The 19084-nt window shown below is 67.3% G+C and carries 19 protein-coding genes; 11 read left to right on the plus strand and 8 right to left on the minus strand.

Going from position 1 to position 19084, the window contains the following annotated elements; genetic code table 11:
- Positions 1–19 precede the first annotated feature (19 nt).
- The 8 genes from fae to OKW45_RS01820 form a co-directional block, all read right to left on the minus strand.
- Entirely contained in the window at positions 20–529 is a 510-nt protein-coding gene (gene fae / locus OKW45_RS01785; RefSeq protein WP_018424605.1) for a formaldehyde-activating enzyme, read from the minus strand.
- 184 nt (positions 530–713) lie between these two features.
- Positions 714–1616 carry a triphosphoribosyl-dephospho-CoA synthase gene (locus OKW45_RS01790; protein WP_429465530.1) on the minus strand — a complete coding sequence of 301 codons (903 nt, stop codon included), beginning with the start codon at positions 1614–1616 and terminating at the stop codon, positions 714–716.
- 5 nt (positions 1617–1621) lie between these two features.
- Positions 1622–2593, minus strand: coding sequence for an ATP-grasp domain-containing protein (locus tag OKW45_RS01795; RefSeq protein WP_429465532.1), 972 nt, complete (start codon positions 2591–2593; stop codon positions 1622–1624).
- Positions 2590–3630 carry a methenyltetrahydromethanopterin cyclohydrolase gene (gene mch, locus OKW45_RS01800; protein ID WP_429465534.1) on the minus strand — a complete coding sequence of 347 codons (1041 nt, stop codon included), beginning with the start codon at positions 3628–3630 and terminating at the stop codon, positions 2590–2592. Before mch ends, OKW45_RS01795 begins: the two co-directional genes overlap by 4 nt.
- The gene (locus OKW45_RS01805) at positions 3593–4816 is read right to left on the minus strand and encodes an ATP-grasp domain-containing protein (RefSeq protein WP_429465536.1); all 1224 of its coding nucleotides are present in this window, start codon (positions 4814–4816) and stop codon (positions 3593–3595) included. Before OKW45_RS01805 ends, mch begins: the two co-directional genes overlap by 38 nt.
- Before the next feature lie 11 nt (positions 4817–4827).
- Positions 4828–5754 (minus strand): NAD(P)-dependent methylenetetrahydromethanopterin dehydrogenase, encoded by a 927-nt coding sequence (locus OKW45_RS01810; RefSeq protein WP_429465538.1) that lies wholly within the window; start codon positions 5752–5754, stop codon positions 4828–4830.
- A 103-nt stretch (positions 5755–5857) separates the two neighbouring features.
- Positions 5858–6883, minus strand: a complete 1026-nt coding sequence (locus tag OKW45_RS01815; protein ID WP_429465540.1) for a beta-ribofuranosylaminobenzene 5'-phosphate synthase family protein — start codon at positions 6881–6883, stop codon at positions 5858–5860.
- Positions 6884–7159: 276 nt separating this feature from the next.
- A complete protein-coding gene (locus tag OKW45_RS01820) occupies positions 7160–7558 on the minus strand; it encodes a 4a-hydroxytetrahydrobiopterin dehydratase (protein ID WP_429465542.1) in 399 nt (132 codons plus the stop codon).
- A gap of 418 nt (positions 7559–7976) precedes the next feature.
- Between OKW45_RS01820 and OKW45_RS01825 the strand changes: the two genes are divergently transcribed.
- The 11 genes from OKW45_RS01825 to OKW45_RS01875 all read left to right on the plus strand — a co-directional run bounded on the left by OKW45_RS01825 (position 7977) and on the right by OKW45_RS01875 (position 18711).
- Positions 7977–9794, plus strand: coding sequence for a methanol/ethanol family PQQ-dependent dehydrogenase (locus tag OKW45_RS01825; RefSeq protein WP_018424613.1), 1818 nt, complete (start codon positions 7977–7979; stop codon positions 9792–9794).
- Positions 9795–9958: 164 nt separating this feature from the next.
- Entirely contained in the window at positions 9959–10378 is a 420-nt protein-coding gene (locus tag OKW45_RS01830; protein WP_018424614.1) for a c-type cytochrome, read from the plus strand.
- A gap of 31 nt (positions 10379–10409) precedes the next feature.
- A complete protein-coding gene (locus tag OKW45_RS01835; RefSeq protein ID WP_026226551.1) occupies positions 10410–11321 on the plus strand; it encodes a substrate-binding domain-containing protein in 912 nt (303 codons plus the stop codon).
- A complete protein-coding gene (locus OKW45_RS01840) occupies positions 11318–12088 on the plus strand; it encodes a hypothetical protein (RefSeq protein ID WP_429465544.1) in 771 nt (256 codons plus the stop codon). Before OKW45_RS01835 ends, OKW45_RS01840 begins: the two co-directional genes overlap by 4 nt.
- Positions 12089–12093: 5 nt before the next feature.
- The gene (locus OKW45_RS01845) at positions 12094–13098 is read left to right on the plus strand and encodes a LysR family transcriptional regulator (protein WP_184006704.1); all 1005 of its coding nucleotides are present in this window, start codon (positions 12094–12096) and stop codon (positions 13096–13098) included.
- 233 nt (positions 13099–13331) lie between these two features.
- Entirely contained in the window at positions 13332–14354 is a 1023-nt protein-coding gene (locus OKW45_RS01850) for an AAA family ATPase (protein WP_018424618.1), read from the plus strand.
- 20 nt (positions 14355–14374) lie between these two features.
- The gene (locus OKW45_RS01855; protein WP_429465546.1) at positions 14375–15274 is read left to right on the plus strand and encodes a DUF58 domain-containing protein; all 900 of its coding nucleotides are present in this window, start codon (positions 14375–14377) and stop codon (positions 15272–15274) included.
- Entirely contained in the window at positions 15271–16194 is a 924-nt protein-coding gene (locus OKW45_RS01860) for a calcium incorporation protein MxaA (RefSeq protein ID WP_429465548.1), read from the plus strand. Before OKW45_RS01855 ends, OKW45_RS01860 begins: the two co-directional genes overlap by 4 nt.
- Positions 16191–17177: a vWA domain-containing protein gene (locus OKW45_RS01865; RefSeq protein WP_429465550.1), complete on the plus strand. Its 987-nt coding sequence runs from the start codon at positions 16191–16193 to the stop codon at positions 17175–17177. Before OKW45_RS01860 ends, OKW45_RS01865 begins: the two co-directional genes overlap by 4 nt.
- The gene (locus OKW45_RS01870; RefSeq protein WP_018424622.1) at positions 17174–17719 is read left to right on the plus strand and encodes a hypothetical protein; all 546 of its coding nucleotides are present in this window, start codon (positions 17174–17176) and stop codon (positions 17717–17719) included. Before OKW45_RS01865 ends, OKW45_RS01870 begins: the two co-directional genes overlap by 4 nt.
- Complete coding sequence (locus tag OKW45_RS01875; RefSeq protein ID WP_429465552.1) at positions 17716–18711, plus strand: vWA domain-containing protein; 996 nt, start codon at positions 17716–17718, stop codon at positions 18709–18711. The genes OKW45_RS01870 and OKW45_RS01875 overlap by 4 nt, the downstream gene beginning before the upstream one ends.
- Positions 18712–19084 lie beyond the last annotated feature (373 nt).

Below are 19084 nucleotides of genomic sequence, written 5' to 3' on the forward strand. Positions count from 1 at the left end.
CCTGCGCTTGCATGAGCCGTCAGTTCGGCGCGAACGGATGCGCGACGCTGCCCTTCTTCGCGACCACTTCAGCCGCGCTCGGGTCGCCGGTGACCGCGCGCTTGATCGCCTCGCGCGTCGCCTGATAGTTGAACTGCTGGATCTTCTTGTCGTCCTCGGCCTGCCAGTGGATGAAGACGCCGACGCAAAGGAACAGATCGTCGGCTTCTTCCTGCGGGATCGTGCCGTCCTCGACGCTGTCGGCCACCGCGAGCGCGACCGCGTGCTGCGCCGGGCCGAACATCTGCACGGCCTGCTTGGCGCCTTTGATCGTCACCTTGTTGAACAGGATCGTATTGGGCTTCGTGATGAGATTGGGCGCGACGACGGCGAGCAGCGACGTGAAGCCGTCCTTGTTGTTGGTGAGGGCGTGGCAGAACGCGGTTTCCGCAGCCGAACCTCGCGGTCCGATCAGCAAGTCGATGTGCGCGACCTCGTTGCCGTCGCCGACGAGCGACTCACCGATCATGACGCGGTTGATCTTGGCCATTCTGTTCCTCCAAAAGAGTAGGTATGGACCTGCTGACGAGGCGCCGCCCGCGATCGTCCAGATCAGCATCGCGAGAGCGGTGCGGGAATGCACGGCGGTACTAACTAACAGGTTCCGTGCCAGTTGTGGCAAAGGGCCTGCTGGCGCGCCTGTTCGGGTCGTGTTCAGTCCAGACGATTCAGGGTTAACCGCGCCCTTCGACACAGCGCGCAAGAAAAAGCGTGGCCACCGCGAGGTCAGCGCTGGTGCCGGGATTGATCGCGCGAGCCTTCAATTCGGCATCCCAAGCATCGAGTTGCGGATCGCTTGCCGAGCGGCGCGCGGCGGATCGCGTTTGGCGCCAGCGCGCGTGCTGTTCGCGTGCCACGAGCGTGACACTCTGCGCCAGCGCGAGGCCGTGCTTGCGCACAATGTGAGAGTCGGGCCATCCGCCGAGGAACGTGAGAAACACGTTGAGCATCGCGATTTCGCCTGGATCGGCGGGCACAGGTTCGGGCGTCGGTCTGGAGGCTTCGAAGTAGGCGGCGAGGCCGGTGTCGAACAGGTCGGCGAAACCGTTCGCGTACTGCCGCGCGATGCTGTCGCGTTCGCTGGCGAGCCGCATCGCGTCGCATAGGCCGATCGTCGGCGGTGCGTGGACCGATTGCTCGGGCGCGTCGCCGAGGCCGCCGGGATTGGCGAGCGCGATCGCGCGGTAAGCAAGCCGGGCGTCTTCGACGTCGAGCCGGCTCAGCACGTCGCCGACGGCCGCGCGCCACGCTTGCGCCGACACCGGCGGTTCGCCGGTTTCGTCGAGGGCCGCGGCGAGCGGCGCGACCAGCAGCACGATGCCGAGATTCGTATTGCAGCCGACGGCCGCGCGCGTGCGCGTGACCGCGTCGAGAATGCGCTGTCCGACGCGCTCGCCGCGCGCGAATAGCGCATCGAGCGAAGCGTCCGCGCTGGCGAGGAACTGGGCCGCGTGCATGCCGTGGCCGGGGCTTTGGGTGCTGACGTTGCCGGGTTTCGGCGTGGTGACGTCGAGCGCGCAGGCTTCGAGGAAGGCCGCGCGCGCGTGCTCGACGGGAATCGCATGAGTGTCGGGCATCGCGCTCAAGCCCGGCGCTGCGGCGACTGCTCAGGCAACCCCGCGCTAGCGGCTTGCCCGGCCAGCCTGCGATCGAGCAGATCGTCGACGAGCGCCGCCGCGACATCGAGCGGCACGACCGACTGCAAACCGCGCCACGCGGCCACACCGTTGACTTCGAGCACGAGGGGCAGCGCGGCGTCGTCGGCATTCGGGATCAGGTCCACGCCCGCGTAGTCGAGCCCGAGCGCGGCGGTTGCGCGCACTGCCGTCTGTGCGAGCGGGACCGTCAGCTCGGCGGGTTCGCAGCGCGCGCCTTGCGCGACGTTGTGAATCCAGCCCTTGCCGCCGCTGCGCCGCATCGCCGCGACCGCCTTGCCGCCGATCACCAGCACGCGCCAGTCGAAACCGGGTCGGCCACTCGCGACGAAGCGCTGCAGATAAGCGACGTGCCGATAACGCGCGAGCGAAGGCAATGGCGCGAGCACGGCGCCGCGCGCGCCGAGCCGTTTGAGCCCGTGGCCTTGCGAGCCGAACAGCGGCTTGAGCACGACCTGACGGCCGGCGGCCGCTTCGCGCATCAGTACGCGTTGCGCGAACGCGGCGGATTCGCCGGCCCAGGTGGCCGGTGTCGGCACGCCCGCGCGATGCAGCAGGAAGCTCGTCATCGACTTGTCGACGCTGCGCTCGATCGCGCGCGCGTCGTTGTACACCGGCACGCCCGATTCACGCAGCGCGTGCAGGATGCCGAGCCGCAGCGTCACCTGCTCGAAGCTGCCGCCGGCGATGCCGCGTACGAACACCGCGTCCGGCAGCGTGCGGCCGAAGCCCGGAATCGCGAGGCCGTGCGGCAGCCACGTGGTGTCGATGCGGCAATCCGCGAGATCGACGCAACGCGCTTCGGCGCCGCGCGCGCGGAACGCCTTTTTCAGCCGGCCGGTGTGCCAGCCGGTTTCGTCGGTCATGATCGCGATGCGCACGCCTGACGTGATCGTCATCGCGCGACGGACTCGCCGCCCCACTGTTTGCGCAGCAGGCCGCCGTCGAGCCGGCCGCCATGATAGGTCGCGCCGCTTTCGAGGCTGCTGACCCACACCTCGGCGGGCGCGAACAGCGCGGGATCGATCTGATAGAAGTCGAAGTTGACGGCCGTGAAGACGTCCGCGAACGGCCGGCCGTAGTCGCGCGAATTGGCGGAGGGGAGGGTGTCGGCGAGACGTTGCGCGATCTCGTCGTGCTGGACGGTCAGATGCACGCGGCCGCCGTACAGGATCGCGTCGTTGGTGCGGCCCATCGCCTGAATGCAGTCGGGCGCGGGCGGAGGCAGCGGCGCCGAGCCCGTCCCCGCGACGATCTCATCGAGCGGCACGCCGAGCACGTGCACCTTGTGCAGCGCAACTTCGACCACGCGGGCGACGACCTGTACCGTTCCCGCGACAGAGTGTGTCGGCGTGACGATCAGCGTCAGGCGGTCGGGCGCGAGGCCGCAATCGTGCAGCACCTTGTCGATCACGACTTGCGGCGGCAGGCGGTCCACTTCGAGCACCAGCGCGCCGCGCTCGTGGCGGTCGCGATAGCCGAGTTCGTCGAATAGCGGCTCCTTGACCGCGAGCGCGCGCGCGGGCCCCGAGCCGAGCGAAAAGAATTTCTTGCCGCCGGTCTGCTCCCTGGTCGCCGACAGGCTCCAGCCCGCGTACTGGCTGCCCAGACAGGCGAGCACCGGCGACGATGTGCTGACCTCGAGCATCGTCGGCCACAGCGGCGCGGCGTCGAAGTTCGCGCGTACCGCGACGCGGCCGAGACCGCCCATGCAGATGCGCGCGATCAGCACGCCGGCGTCGAGGCCGCCGCGCGCGTCGACGCCGGCGTCCGCGATCACGGTGCCATCGCGCGTGCGCGTCAGTGCGACGCCGAGCTGTGCCGCTTGATCGACGAGCCGTGCTACGAGGCGCTCTGAAAGCGCGTTCACGCTCGGCAACGCGGCGGGCGGGGAAGTCTCAGCTGTGGGCGTGGAGGCAGGCATAGTCGGGTTCATCGCAGGTTTCGATTCGTTGGACGACGCGTTCGTGCTGCGCGTCGAGCGCGGTGAACACCGCGTCCACCGATGCCGCTCGCACGTGCAGCGTGCAGACCGGCTGCCCTGCGTCGATGCAGGTGCCCGGCATCGGTACGTCGCGGCACTGCGGATCGCGCACGCAGGTGTCCGAGAACGCGGCCGGGACGCTGAACGGCCGCTGCGCGAACAGCACGCGCTGACCGGCACGCCAACGCGGCGCGCGGGCGAGCGCGAGGCTCGCGGCCGACGGCGCGCGGCCGTGGCGGCACGCGTCGAGGTGGCAGGCGAGCAGGCCGGCCGGCCATGCATCGGGCGACGCGGTTTCGTAGAGCGCCATCGTCGACGAAGGGCGCGGGTTGATTTCGAGCACGTCGAACGACGTGCCGTCCGACAGGAAGTCGCAGCTGTTGATGCCGACGAGGCCGGTGTTTGCGCACAGCGCGTCGAGCGCTTGCTGCGCGTGCGCGACGAGCGCTGGCGGCAAGTCGATCGGCCCGATCGAGCCCGCATGCACGAAGCGCAGATCGCCGATCGCGCAGGTGAGTTGCTCGGCGAAACCGATCAGATGCGCGCTGCCGTGCGCGCCGATGAAAAGCACCGACAGCGAGCGGCCTTGGCCAATGCGCTGGAAGTAGCCGTGCGCGGAGTCGGTCGTTAAATGGAACGAGTCGGCCGCCTCGATATGCGTTCCGCCACAACCGTCCGCCTGCTTGAACAGCCAGCCCTCGGCCGTCGCGGGCCGCTCGAACGACACAGCCGGATGCGCAATCCGCAACGCGTCGAGCAGCGCGAAAAAACGCCGCGGTTCGCGGACGGCCGCGATCGCCTCGGCATCGTTGCCGAGAAAGCGCGGCAAGCCGGATTCGCGGCACAACTGAGACATCAAAGGTTCGAGCCCGCTGCCGCCGATCCAGCCAAGCAAACCCGGCAAGCGCGCGACACGCGCAAGCGCATCGACGAGCCGCGCCCGGTCGATCCCGAGCGCGCCATCACCACGGCCGATGTCGAACCATAGCTCGGCGGCCTCGCGCGTGTCGCGGTCGCCGAAGATATCGAGCGCGGCGACATGCAGGCCGGCGCGCGCCGCGGACTGCGCGAGCAAGCGAGCGGACTGCCCGACGACCGCGACGATCGGCGCGTGCATGAGCGGACGGTGCGACTTCATGACGACCGCGCTCAGCCGAGACCGGCCGCGACCGCGCGGGCCTCGTCGTAGGCTTCCGGGAAGCCCAGGTAGACCGGCTTGCCGCCCGTGCGCATGCGCATGAAGAGGCGATGCTCGACCTGATACTTGACGTTGCCGATCGCCAGCGCGCCGATGCCGACCGCGCCCGCGTTCGGCACGCCGTCGATCGGCTTGCCGTCGTTCATCACGTTCACGCCGGCGATGCCTTCGGGCGGCACCGCGTTGACGTCGGCGGCGACGAGCAGGTGCTTCGCATGCACGAGGTCGTCCCTGCCGACCACCTGCGCGCCCGCGACGGCGGTGGCGAGCACGATTTCCGCGTCGGCGAGCGCGCCGCGCAATTCGTCGGGCGTCGTGGCGCTGATGCCGTTCGTGAAGATGCCGAAGCGCTCGTTGACTTCGGCCGAGGCCCCGAGCGCGCGATTGCGGTCGTGGTGGCTCGCGATCGTCACGTCGGCGCCGCGCGACGCGGCGATCGCCGCCGCGATGCGTCCGACCGCGCCCGTTCCGCCGAGAATCAGCACGCGCTTGCCGCCCAGCTCCACGCCGTGCTGTTTGCCCAGATGCCGCTCGACCAGCGCGACGAGCGCTGCCGCGGTCGTGTACGAACCGCTCGGATCGGCGAACACCGAGACCTCGAACGGCGGGACCATCGCGCGGCGCGCGGTGTCGAGCATGTCGGCGGCCTGCATCACGTCCCGTCCGCCGATGAAGATGCCGGTGCGCGACACCCCTTTCGGGCCGCGCGAGAAGATCGCGTCCTGCGTCAGATTCGCGACCATGCCCGCTTCGACGTTGCAATACGGCACGATGACCTGATAGCCGGCGTCGGCGGCCATGTTGACGTCGAACGGACTCATCTGCGGCGTGGCCGTGAACATGTGCAGGACGTAGGGCCTTTCAATGGTTTCTGACATGGCAGGGGCTCGTTTTAGTGGCAATCTCGGGGACGGCGCAAGGCAAGGCCGCGCCGCGCGTGGCAGCGTCTTACGCAGGCGGCGGCCTGAGCGGTGCAGCGCATCATGCGGCGTCGATGTGCGGCGCGCGCGCCTCGGCGCCGCTGATCGCCGCGCCGCTGTTGCGGCCCGCGACGACGCTGCATTCGATATGCGGCAGCGCGCTCGCGACGGTGCGCGCGGTCGCGAGCGCGCGGTCGGCCTCGCGCGCGCTTGCGAGCACCGCGAAGCCAGTCGGGCCCCACGAGGTCTGGCCGATGCCGGCGGTGCGTTCGGCGGCGACCGCGCGCAGTACGCGCTCGACGTCGGGACTCGCGAACACGCCGCCTTGCGCGCTCGCGAAATATTCGCCGATGGTCTGCTGCAGCTCGGTGAGGCCGTGCGCGAACGGCGCGAAGTTATGTTCGGCGGCGCCGGGCAGGATCTGCATCAGCACCAGATGACACAGATGCGCGGCGAGCCGCCGCGGAAACGGCGCGAGCGATGCGAGCGCGCTGCGTTCCTCGGTACCGTGCAAGCCCTCGCGGCTGTTGTCGCTGACGAGCAGCACGCGCCACGGCTGCGGAAACGGCTGGCGCGACAGCAGCGGCGGCATGCTCTGGCGCAGATCGCCGGGCGGGCCGCCATCGAGCAGCAGGCCGCCGCACTCGAAGCCGAGTATGCCGATGCCGGAGCGGGCGCCGCGCCCGAGCAGACTGGCGAGCTCGGCGCTCGTCGCCGGCTGGCCGACGAGGCGCGCGAACGCGGTGCCGACCGCCAGCGCCAGCTGCGTGCCGGAGCCGAGGCCGGTGTGCGCGCGCGGCGCCTCCAGCACGTCGATCGCGAGTGTCGCCGGTCCATAGGCGGCCTGCAGCCGCGCGAGACTCAGCGCGATGCGCTCGCGCTCGGCCTCGCTGACCACGCCGCCGATCTGCTCGCGTTCGGCGAGCCGCGCTTCGATCCGCGTGCCGTGCGTATCGATGACGAGCCCCAGGCTGCCGAACGCACGCCCGAGCGACGCGTTCGGATCGAGAAAGCCCAGATGCAGCCGCGCGGGCGCATCGATCGTGATGGGGGCGCGTGGCGGCAGGCGGCGGAGCTGAAGCGGCATCTCGAGTGTCCTCAGGTGTCCTTGCGGGTGCGCAAGACCGGGTTCGGCCGCGGGGCGTCCGCAACGCGTCGCGGGTTCCAGCGATAGTGCGCCCGGCGACGTCAAGCGAAAGCCGTACCAGGCACGCGCAACGGCCGCCGCAGCGGGTTCGGCCCACTGGAACCTCTAAACAACGGGCACGCCGCGCCCCACGCGGTTTCGCCGCCGCATGGACGCTGTGTGACGCCGAAGGCGCACTGTGTCACGCGCTGTTTCATCCGGCGACAGGAACGCGTGTCAACTGCCTTGCGCGGGTTTGGGCGCGTCGTACTTGATATAGCGGAAGCGCTGATCGTCGGCGGGCGTGCCTTCGAGCGGGCCGTCCTCGAGGGCGGGCTGCCAGTGGACCACCGATTCGATCTTCGTCGCGAGCGCGAAGTCCTTGTCGGTGATGCCCTTGGCGGTGTGCGTCTTCAGCTTCACGGTCACGAATGCGTACGAGACCGTCAGATCGGGGTGGTGCCAGGCGGCTTCCGCGAGGTGGCCGACGGTGTTGACCACCATCAGCGTTCCCTTCCAGCCCTCGGTGCGGTATTTGCGCCGCAGCCAGCCATCTTCCAGATACCAGTGCTGCAGCGGACCGACGAGGCGCTGCTGGATCTCTTCGTCGGTATAGACGTGCTCGGTGTTTGCCATGGCTGTTGCTCCTCGAATGCGCGAATCGATCGCCGAACGAAGCATCGTTGCAAGTGACAGCCCCATGCCGCGGCGTGTGATTCGCAAAGGACACGATTCGTATCACGCAAGTGACACAGTATGTGCCGCATCGCGTGACGCAGGCCCTTCAGCTTACCGCCATGCAAGCATCGGCGTGCAACGCCCGAGTGCCGCGACACCTCGCGCGTGCCGAGTCGCTGGGCCAGCGCAGCCAATAGCGGCAAACGTTGCCGCTATTCCGGCATGGAATATGCGTCGGCCGTTCATGCGCCGCGAAGCCCGACATCGAATCGGGATAGCGCGTTAATCGTTACCTGCACTCGAGAAGGCGCGCACGATGCGATGAGGTAGCGTGGGTCATTCGTGAGTTGAACAGCAGGACAATTCTGGAGGAGACATGAACTTACGCACTGTAGTTCTTGGGCTCGCGATCCTCGCATCCGCAGCCTTTGGCTCTCTGGCTGCGCAGGCCGATTCGCAGCTCGACGGGCTGATGAAAAACCCAGCCAACTGGGCGACCCAGGCGGGCGATTATGCGAATCACCGCTACAGCCCGCTCAAGCAGATCAACGAGAACAACGTCGGCAAACTTCAGGTCGCATGGACCATGTCGACCGGCGTGCTACGCGGCCATGAAGGCGCGCCGCTCGTGATCGGCGACACGATGTATATCCACTCCCCGTTTCCGAACAAGGTTATTGCGGTCAACCTGAAGGATCAGACGTTCCTCTGGCAGTATCTGCCGAAGCAGGATGAACAGGTCGTCTCCGTGATGTGCTGCGACACCGTCAATCGCGGGCTCGCATATGGCGACGGCAAGATCTTCCTGCAGCAGGCCGACACCAAGCTCGTCGCGCTGAACGCGAAGACGGGCGACGTGGTGTGGACCGCGCAGAACGGCAATCCGAAAGCCGGTGAAACCAACACCAACGCGCCGCACGTATTCGGCGACAAGGTGCTGACCGGCATCTCGGGCGGCGAGTTCGGCGTGCGTGGACGTCTGATCGCGTACGACATCAAGACCGGCAAACCGGCGTGGACCGCGTACAGCACGGGCCCCGACAACGACATGCTGCTCGACCCGCAAAAGACGATGACGTACTCCAACGGCCAGATGGTGCCGGTGGGCGCGGATTCGTCGATCAAGTCATGGAAGGGCGATCAGTGGAAGCTCGGCGGCGGCACCACGTGGGGCTGGTATGCGTGGGATCCAAAACTCAACCTTGTCTACTACGGTACCGGCAATCCGGGCACATGGAACCCGACGCAACGTCCGGGCGACAACAAATGGTCGATGTCGATTTTCGCGCGCGACCTGAATACCGGCATGGCCAAATGGGTCTACCAGATGACGCCGCACGACGAATGGGACTATGACGGCGTCAACGAAATGATCCTGTCCGATCTGACGATCAACGGCAAGCAGGTGCCCGCGATCGTGCACTTCGACCGGAACGGCTTCGGCTATACGCTCAATCGCGTAACCGGACAGCTGCTGGTCGCGCAGAAGTACGACCCGGCGGTGAACTGGGCCGAACGTGTCGACCTGCAAAGCGGCCTGCCGATTCGCAACGCGGCGTACTCGACGCAGGCGGCCGGGTCCGATCACAACGTGAAGGGCATCTGCCCGGCGGCACTCGGTTCGAAGGACCAGCAACCGGCGGCATACGATCCGAACTCGCACCTGTTCCTCGTGCCGACCAATCACGTCTGTATGGACTACGAGCCGTTCGATGTCGACTACGTGTCGGGACAGCCGTATGTCGGCGCCACGCTGTCGATGTATCCGGGCCCGAACGAGGGCAACGCGATGGGCAACTTCATCGCGTGGGATGCGAGCAAGGGCAAGATCGTCTACTCGAAGCCGGAGAGGTTCTCGGTGTGGTCGGGTGTGCTGGCGACCGCGGGCGGCATCGCGTTCTACGGCACGCTGGAAGGCTACCTGAAGGCGGTGCGCATCAAGGACGGCAAGGAACTGTGGCGCTTCAAGACGCCGTCGGGAATCATCGGCAACGTCTTCACGTATGAGTATCAGGGCAAGCAGTACGTCGGCGTGTACTCGGGCATCGGCGGCTGGGCCGGCATCGGCATGGCGGCGGGTCTGGAAAAGTCGACTGAAGGTCTGGGCGCGGTCGGCGGCTATCGCGAGCTCGCCAAGTACACCGCGCTGGGCGGCACGCTGTTCGTGTTCGCGATTCCGAGCGAAAAGAGCTGAACCAACGGCTGAAATGAAGGGCTGAACGAGCGGGGCGGCCTTGACCGGCATGGCCGCCCCGCCAGCCTGGCAACAGCAGTGAATCACCCCCGACCGTGCCCGTTTGGTGGATGCGTTGATCAAGCGCATCGGGGCGCGGCTTATCTGAAGATGGAGACATGTGCATGAAAGGCCGATCTATCCTGTTGCTCACCGTATTGCCTGCAGCGCTCGTCGGGCTGCCCGTCGGATACGCGCAGAACAATCCTTCGATTGCGCAGGTCGCGTACAAGGTGGTCGACGGCACCAAGGTGGACAGTAATACGCTGCTTGGCTGGAAGACGTGGCGCGCGCTCGCTTGCGAACGCTGCCACGGCGCGCAGCAGCAGGGCATGGTCGGGCCGTCGCTGATCGACGCGTTCAAGACGCTGGACAAGACAGAGTTTCATCGCACGGTGTTCGGCGGCCGGGTGGACAAGGGCATGCCCGATTTCAGCACGAGCCAGATGATGCAGAAGAACTGGGAAAACCTCTACGCGTACCTGAAAGGGCGCTCCGATGGACAGATCAAGCCGGGCGATCTGAAGGCCATCGACGCCAAATAACGCCGTGCCGTCATTCTTCCGGAGGCTCACGATGCGTGATAAGAGAAGCATGTCCGTGCATGTCAGCGTGATCGCGGCCGCGTTGTGTGGCGCGGCGCTCGCGAGCGCCGCGGTCCGGGCGGACGGCCCCGCGCTGCCGAACAACGACGGCGCGGACGGCGTGCTCAGGGTGTGCGCGGACCCGAACAACATGCCGTTGTCGAACGACAAGGGCGAGGGCTACGAGAACCGCATCGCGGCCCAGATGGCGAGCGACTTCGGCTACAAGCTCGAATACACGTTCTTTCCGCAGCGCATGGGCTTCGTGCGCCACACGCTGCGCGAGAAGGAGGACGGCAGCGAGCGCTTTCGCTGCGACCTGATCATCGGCGTGCCGAAGGGTTATGACATGACGTCGACGACGCAGCCGTATCTGCGCTCGACCTACGCAATGGTGCTGCCGAACCGCCCCGAGTTCGCGAGCATCAAGACACCCGACGACCTGCTGAAGCTGCCGCCCGATCAACTGCACAAGCTGCGCTTCGGCATCTTTTCGCAAACTCCCGCGGTGGACTGGCTGCTCGGCCACAACCTGATCGACCAGGCGGTGTCGTACCAGGTGCAAAGCGGCGATCCGGCCGTGTACCCGGGCCAGATGATCGAACACGACCTGCGCGCAGGCAACGTCGACGTGGTGTTTCTGTGGGGGCCGATCGCCGGCTACTTCGCGAAGCGCGCCGGTGATTCGGTCAGACTCGTGCCGTTCCCGCCGGGGCCCGGCATCCGCTTCGACTACACGATTTCGATGGGTGTGCGCTACGGCGAGAAGGACTGGAAGGACAAGGTGGATCGATGGATCGGCGCGAATCACGACAAGATCGACAGCATCCTCGCGACCTACCAGGTGCCGATGCTCAAACCGGTCGACGCGCCGGCGGGCAAGCCCGGCGACGCATCGCAATGACGCGCGCGCGCGGCGCCTGGTTGCGCGCGGCACGCGCCGCGCTGATTGGGACGCTGTGCGTGCTGTGCCTCGCGCCGGCCGCCGCGCGTGCGGCGAGCCCGGCGTCGGCGCCGGGCGGCGACGAGATCACGCCAGCCGAGCGGCTGATTTTTCTGACCGATCATCTGCACGGCGTCGCCGCGCAGACCGAACTCGACTACACGCTGATCGATTCCGGGCAGCCGTCGCGCAGCGCCGATGTCGTCAAGGTGCTGGTGCTGAGCGAGAACAACGCGAAAGGCGACGCACAGGTGTCCGACCATAGCGGCAGCGTGAGCCTGCCGATCGGCGGCCTGCAGTGCAATCCGGCAATCATTTATTTTCTCGAACACGACATCGCGGAGATGCAGGGTCTCACCGGCGGGCAGCGCCGCTATTTCCAGCAGCGTCTGCGTCTCGCGCTCGCCGCGGGGCCGCAGATCGAGAGCGTGCCGAGCGAGTTCGGCGGCAAGCCGGTCAGCGCGCGGCGCATCGTCGTGCAGCCTTATCTGAACGATCCGAACGCGGCGCGCTTCGCGCAATACACGGGCAAACGCTACACGTTCCTGCTCGCTGACGGCGTGCCGGGCCAGGTCGTGCAGATCCGCACCGACGTGCCGGGTCCCAACAACGACTTTGCGCATCCGGCGCATACGGAGTCGTTGAGCTTTCAATCCGCACTGAACAAGTTGCCTTCGGGCAAGGCGCCGACGAAACCGTCATCGAATGCGCCGCGAGCGAGTCGCTGAATCAAATGCAGAACGCGAGTTTCGCGACGAACCGGGTCAAGCTGAATTTCGTTCGCACGCTGACCCTGCGGCAGTTGCAGATTTTCGTCGTCGCGAGCCGCTATACGAGTTTCGCGCGCGCGGCCGAGGAGCTGCATCTGACGCAGCCGGCGGTGTCGATGCAGATTCATCAGCTCGAAGAGGCGGTCGGCCTGCGGCTGTTCGAGCGCGTCGCGCGCAAGCTCACGCTGACCGAAGCGGGCGAGGTGCTGACCCATCACGCGAGCCGCATTCTCGGCGAAATCAAGGACACCGAAGACGCGATGATGTCGCTGAAGCAGGCCGACAGCGGCTCGATCAACGTGGGCATCGTCAGTTCGGCGACCTACTTCGCGCCGAAACTGCTGGCGATGTACTCGCATCTATACCCGAAGGTCGACGTGCACTTCTCGGTCGGCAATCGCGACGCGTTGCTGCGTCTGTTGCAGGACAACGCGATCGATCTCGCGATCATGGGCCGCCCGCCGCCCGAACTCGATACGACGGCCGAGCCGCTCGCGAGTCATCCTCAGGTGGTGATCGCGCCGCTCGATCATCCGCTGTGCGGCGCGCGCCGCTTCGATCTGCAGGAGTTGCGCCGCGACACCTTCCTGCTGCGCGAGCCGGGCTCGGGTACGCGCATGGCCGCCGAGGCGATGTTCCGGCAACATCTGTTCACACCCGCGAAAACCGTCACGCTCGGCAGCAACGAGACGATCAAGCAGGCGGTGATGGCGGGCATGGGCGTGAGTCTGATCTCGCTGCATACGTTGCAGCTGGAGTTGCGCACCGGCGAGATCGCGCTGCTCGACGTGAACGGCACGCCGATCGAACGCACGTGGCAGGTCGTGCATCTGCGCACGAAGCAGCTTTCGCCGACCAGCGTGATGTTCCGGCAGTTTCTGCTCGAGCATGCGGCGGTGCATCTGGAGCAGGAATATGCGCAGTTTGCAGGGGTGTTTGCGAAACCGCCGGTCGGCGCGCAGCGGTAGCGTTACGCGCGGGTTACGCGACTGCGCTCGTCGGCTTGCTGGTGAACGTGGCACAGTCTGTACCCGGCTGTCGTGACAGGCTGCCAACTTTTCGCATTCGATTTAACTCCTGGGTCCCGTGCGCGCGATCGGCATAAACCGTGCTTGAACGGAAGGCTGGCGAGCCTGGAAGCGCGTCGACGTTCGGGCGTCGTGCAAATAAACGCCAGCCACCACGGAAGGGGATCGCAGCGATGGTTTCTGGCGAGCAGCTTCAGGACTGGCGTTCTCACGCCCAGCGGATCGAAAATGAGGTCGCGAGAGTCGTCGTCGGTCAGCAGCAAACGCTGAGGCTCATCAACGTCGCGTTGTTCGCACGCGGCCACGTGCTGCTCGAAGGCGGCGTCGGGGTCGGCAAGACGACCGTGTTGCGGGCGTTCGCGCGCGTGGTTGGCGGCGATTTCGAGCGCGTCGAAGGCACGATCGATCTGATGCCGGGCGACCTCGTTTACCACACCTATGTTGATGCCGACGGCAAGCCGCGCATCGAGCCCGGCCCCCTGCTGCGCCACGGCGAGCAGCTGACCACCTTCTTCTTCAACGAGATCAATCGCGCGCGTCCGCAGGTGCAATCGCTGCTGTTGCGCGCGATGGCCGAACGTTCCGTGTGGGCGTTCGACCGCGAGCACCGCTTTCCGCACATGACCGTATACGCCGACCGCAACAAGGTCGAGAAGGAAGAGACCTTCGAGCTCGCGTCGGCGGCGCGCGACCGCTTCCTGTTCGAGCTGAACATGCCGACGCCGACCGACGAGGACGCGCGGCGCAGCCTCGTCTTCGACACGAGGTTCCATGACGTCGACGGCCTGCTCGCGCAGCTGACTCCGTCGATCGTGCCGTGGGAGCAGTTGAACCGGATCGGCGCGGCGATCCAGCAGGGCGTGCAGGCGAGCGAGACGATCGAGCGCTACGTGCACGACATCTGGCAGGCGACGGAAACGCCGGCGCGCTTCGGCATCGCGCTCGACGGCGTCGACATGGAGCAACTGATTCTCGCGGGCGCAAGTCCGCGCGGCATGAGCGCGCTGCTGCGGGCCGCGCGCGTGGTCGCGTGGCTCGCGGGACGCACGCATCTGCTTCCGGAGGACATTCACGAAGTGCTGCTGCCGGCGCTGGGGCATCGCGTGTTCTTCACGCCGATCTACGAGCTGCGCCGCCAGGAGCTGGCCGAGGCGCTGATCGCGCGGATCGTCGCGAACGTCGCCGTGCCTCGCTGACCGCCGGCGCGCGTACCACGATGAACGGCACCGCGGAATTTCACTACCGTCTGCCGATGCGCGCGGCCGGCGCGCGGCCCGGCTCGCATCCGGGCTCGAGCTTCGGCTCGGGTCAGCAGTTCGCGATGCACGGCCGGTTGTTCGACTACCCGGACCCGCGCCGGCTCGATCTGCGCGCGAGCTTGCGCGCGGCGCGCGACGAGTGGCTCGTGCGCGTGCATTTGCAGCGCGTCGCGGTGCCGGTGTTCGTGATCGTCGACGTATCGGCGTCGATGCGGTTCGGCAGCCGTAAAACGAAGCTGGAGGTCGCCGCCGATTTCGTCGAAGCGCTCGGCCATAGCGCGTTCCGGGTCGGCGACCGGCTCGGCATGCTGGCCTTCGATGGCGGCGAACGCGACGATCTGTTCATGCCGGCGCGCACGGGGCGGGGCACCGGCTCGCTGCTCGCGAGCATGCTGCGCGAACGCGCCGGTGAAACGGCTGATCGTCAGGCGAATGGTCCGGCAGCACGTCAGGCCGGACGCGCGGCCGTCGAAGGATTGCGGCGTTGCGCGATCCGTATCGCTGGACGCCAGGCGCTCGTGTTCGTCGTGTCCGATTTCCACTGGCCGCTCGCGCGACTGTCGTCGGTACTCGACATGCTGGTGCATGCGTGCGTGGTGCCGATGGTCGTGTGGGACGCGGCCGAGATCACGCCGCCGCAGCACGCCTCGCTGCTGGCCGTCAACGATGCGGAGTCCGGCGAGGAGCGTCGCGTGTGGCTTTCCCGCGATGTGCGCGAGCGCTGGCGCGAAGGGGTCGCGCGCCGTCGCGACGAACTCGCCGCGGGGTTCGGCGCGCGCGGCATCCGGCCGTTCTATGTCGAAGGCGCGTTCGATCCGGAAGCGATGTCGCGCTACTTTCTGGAGATGACGGTATGAGCGCGCGCGGTGTGCGCGGTGGCGTCGCTCGTCGGGCGGCGCTGCATGTGCTGATCGCGTCGCTCTGCGGCGCCGCGAGCGCGACGGCCAGCGCCGCCGTGGTGACCGCGCGCGTTCAGGAGCCGCGCGCGTTCGGCTATGTGCTCGGCGATGTGCTGACGCAGCGCGTGCTGCTGGAGGCCAACGATCGGGACATCGGCGCGGTCACGCCGCCTTCGGTCGGACGCACGGGCGTGTGGCTCGAACGCCGGCCCGTGACGCTCGAAACCGATGCCAACGGCCGCAAGTGGATGGTGATCGCTTATCAGGTCGTCAACGCGCCGCAGACGCTCACGCAGATCACGTTGCCCGCGTTGACGTTGACCTCGGCGGCGGGCACGCAATTGCAGGTCGCCGAATGGCCGGCGAGCATCGGACCGTTGACGCCGCAAACCGCGTTCGCCGCAGGGGATTTGCAGCCGCTGCGGCCCGATCGACAGGCACCCATGCTGGGCACAGCCGGCTGGCGTCGGCAGATCGCGTGGGCGCTCGGCTTGCTGTTCGTGACCGTGCTCGCGTGGGCGAGCTGGTGGTGGGCGCGCAACCGACGCGAGGCGGCACGGCTGCCGTTCGCGCGTGCATGGCGGCAGATGCAGCGGCTGCCGGAGGCGCCCGCTGCTTCATCGAGCGATGCGTGGGTCTGCCTGCATCGCGCGCTGAACGAAACCGCCGGCCAGGTCGTGCATGCGGCTTCGCTATCCGCGTTGCTCGCGCGCGCGCCCTATCTGCAACCGCTGCGCGCGCAGCTCGAACGTTTCTATCTGGCGTCGTCCGAGCGATTTTTCACACCGGCGCCGAAGGCCGTCGGGAATCCCGGCGAGCTTTCGTTGCACGCGCTGTGCCGTGCGTTATATCGGGCGGAGAGGCGCCATCAGCGATGACCATGAGCCTCGATTTCGCCCTGCCGTGGATGCTGGTGCTGCTGCCGCTCGCCGCGCTGCCGCTGCTGCGGCGACGCAGCGACACGCTGGTGTTTTCGAGCGTCGCGTGGCTGCCCGCCGACGATCTCGGGCGCGCGGCCGGCTGGCTCGTGCGCGGCGGCGCGGCACTGGCGATCGCCGCGATCGTCGTCGGGCTGGCGGGGCCGGGGCGCTCGCAGGTGCAGGTGCTGCGCACCGGCAGCGGCGCGCAGATTTTGATCCTGATGGACCGCAGCGCGAGCATGGACGAGCCGATGGGCAGCAAGGGCGTCGAGTCGCCGCGCGGCGACTCCAAGAACCACGTGGCGCGCGCCGCGTTGACGCGCTTCGTCGAGCAGCGGCCCAACGACCGGCTCGCGTTCATGATGTTCGGCACGAACCCCGTGCTGGCGATGCCGTTCACGTACAACCATCGCGTGATCGAGGCCGCTGTCGCGGCGACGGCGATTGGCCGTGGCATGCCGGACACCGAGCTCGATCGCGGCATGCTCGCGGCGATCGCGCAGTTCGACGGGCGCCTGTCGTCGGGCCGCCGCGCGATCGTGCTCGTCTCCGATGGCGGCGCGGTGCTCGACGAAACGATGCAACGGCGCATCGAGGCGGGACTGCGACGCAACCAGATCGCCCTGTACTTCATCTACTTGCGCAGCAGCGTCTTCAGTCCCGATCTGAACGCGACGCAGCCCGTCAGCGGAACCTCGGCCGAAGCGCAGCTGCATCGCTTCTTTCTGACGCTCAGGACGCCGTATAGGCTGTTTCAGGCTGAAGACCCGAAGGCGATGATGGCGGCGATCGCGGAGATCAACCGGCAGCAGAACGCGACGACGACGTTCGTCGAGCATCTGCCTCGCCAGGACCTGAGTCTGTACTGTTTCGCGCTCGCGCTGTTCTGTTCGGCGCTGCTGGTGCTGCTGCACCAGTTGCAGGTCAGGAGCTGGGCATGAAGCGCACGCTGATCCACACGCTGTTCGGCACCGTGGCGATCTGTTGCGCCGCGTGGGCCGCGTATGGCTTCGTTCGTCTGCAGCACGCGGAGCGCGTCGATCAGGCCATTCTCGCGACGAACGCCGCTGCGCGCGACCAGCCTGCCGGCGACGACGCGCGCGAGGTTCAACTGGCCCGCGCGATAGCGCTGTCAAAAGCGGGCGCGTATGACGCGGCGGCGCGGCTCTATAACGGTCTGATCCCCGCAGGCAGCCCGCCTGACGAAGTCGGCCGCGCGGCGCTGTTCGATCTCGGCAACCTGTACCTGCGCGAAGGCAGCGGCGACACGGCGCAGACGGTCAGGTCTCTCGCGATGATCGGTGAGGCCAAGGCGCGCTACCGGCTCGCGCTGCGCGCGGCGCCCGACGATTGGGACGCGCGCTACAACCTCGAGCGCGCGCTGTGGCTCGCGCCGGAAACGCCGTCGGCGCTCGCCGGGCCCGATGTGAAAGAGCAGCACAACGTCAAGCTGCGTGACCCGCAGAGCCAGGACTTGCCATGAGCGGCGTCTCGCGCGAGCGCGGCTTCGCAAGATGGCGTCACGCGTTGACGCCGCTCGCGCTCGTCGCATTGATCGCGGCGGTTGCGATGCCGGACGTCACTTTGCCGCGCAACACGTTTAACTACATCGTGACGTTCGATATCACGCAAAGCATGGACGTCGAGGACGTGGTGCTCGACGGCGCTCCGGTCAGCCGGCTCGGATTCGCGCGGGCCGCGATGCGCGACGCGCTCGGGCGCTTGCCGTGCGGCTCGAAGGTCGGCTGGAGCGTATTCACGGGGCAGCGGGTGTTGCTGCTGATGGCGCCGGTCGAAGTCTGTGGCAACTACGACGCGCTGCTGGGGTCGCTCGACCGCATCGACGGGCGCATGCGCTGGACCGACTGGAGCCGCATTGCCGAGGGCGGTGTGTATTCGGCCGTGCGGGTCGCGCAGGAGGTCGGCGGCGGCGCGGCCATCGCGTTCGTCACCGATGGTCAGGAGGCGCCGCCGGTATCGGCGGCGCGCCCGCTGATGGAGGGCATCAATGCCGCGCTGATCAGGGGCTGGCTGATCGGCGTCGGCGGCGACCAGCCCGCGGCCATTCCGAAGACCGACGCCAACGGTAACCGGATCGGCTACTGGCAGGCCGACGACGTGATCCAGGTGCCGCCGACGCCAGGCTCCGGTGTCGAGGCGCAAACGCACGAGGAGTTGTCCGAATTGCGCGGCGAGTACCTTGCGTCGGTGGCGGGGCAGACTGGCCTCGACTACCGGCGCCTGCTGAACGTGACGTCGTTCGGCGATGCGCTGCTCGATGCGCGCTTCGCTCGCCGCGAACCGGTGCCGACCGATCTGCGCTGGTGTCCAGCGCTGCTCGCGTTGCTGCTGCTCGTCGCGCGCTTCATACCGGATGCCGTTCTCGCATGGCCGCGCGCCTGGCGAAAGCGCATTCGAACGATGGTATTGCTCATCGCGCCGGCATTCAATGGCCGGCCGACACGAGTCGACTGACTCACGCGAGCGCGAACGTTGATGCTGCAACGATTGAAGGCGCAGGTATCCAATCGAGCCGCGTAGTTGCTTGCGAAACCTCGCAAGAGTTGCCGGGATCGACTGACTCACGAGGCTTGCGCCAGAAGCTTTTGCCGGTCTTCGAGGCCGGAGAGCGTTGCCAGGAATCATTCTCAATCGTTCCACTTCGACATCGACTCCAGCGCTGAGTCGCGAAGGCGCATGCGCTCGCCACACACGCGAGATACCTCACACATTGACCTACCGGTACGCCAATGACTGACTACAATGTCTGAATGCAAGCGACGCTGCAAGGCGCTCGGTTCGACGGGAGCGCTGTGTCATGTGACGTTTCAATTCCTTCACTGGAGGC

The organism is Paraburkholderia lebeckiae (genome assembly GCF_050436225.1).
In the GTDB taxonomy this organism is placed as follows: domain Bacteria; phylum Pseudomonadota; class Gammaproteobacteria; order Burkholderiales; family Burkholderiaceae; genus Paraburkholderia; species Paraburkholderia tuberum.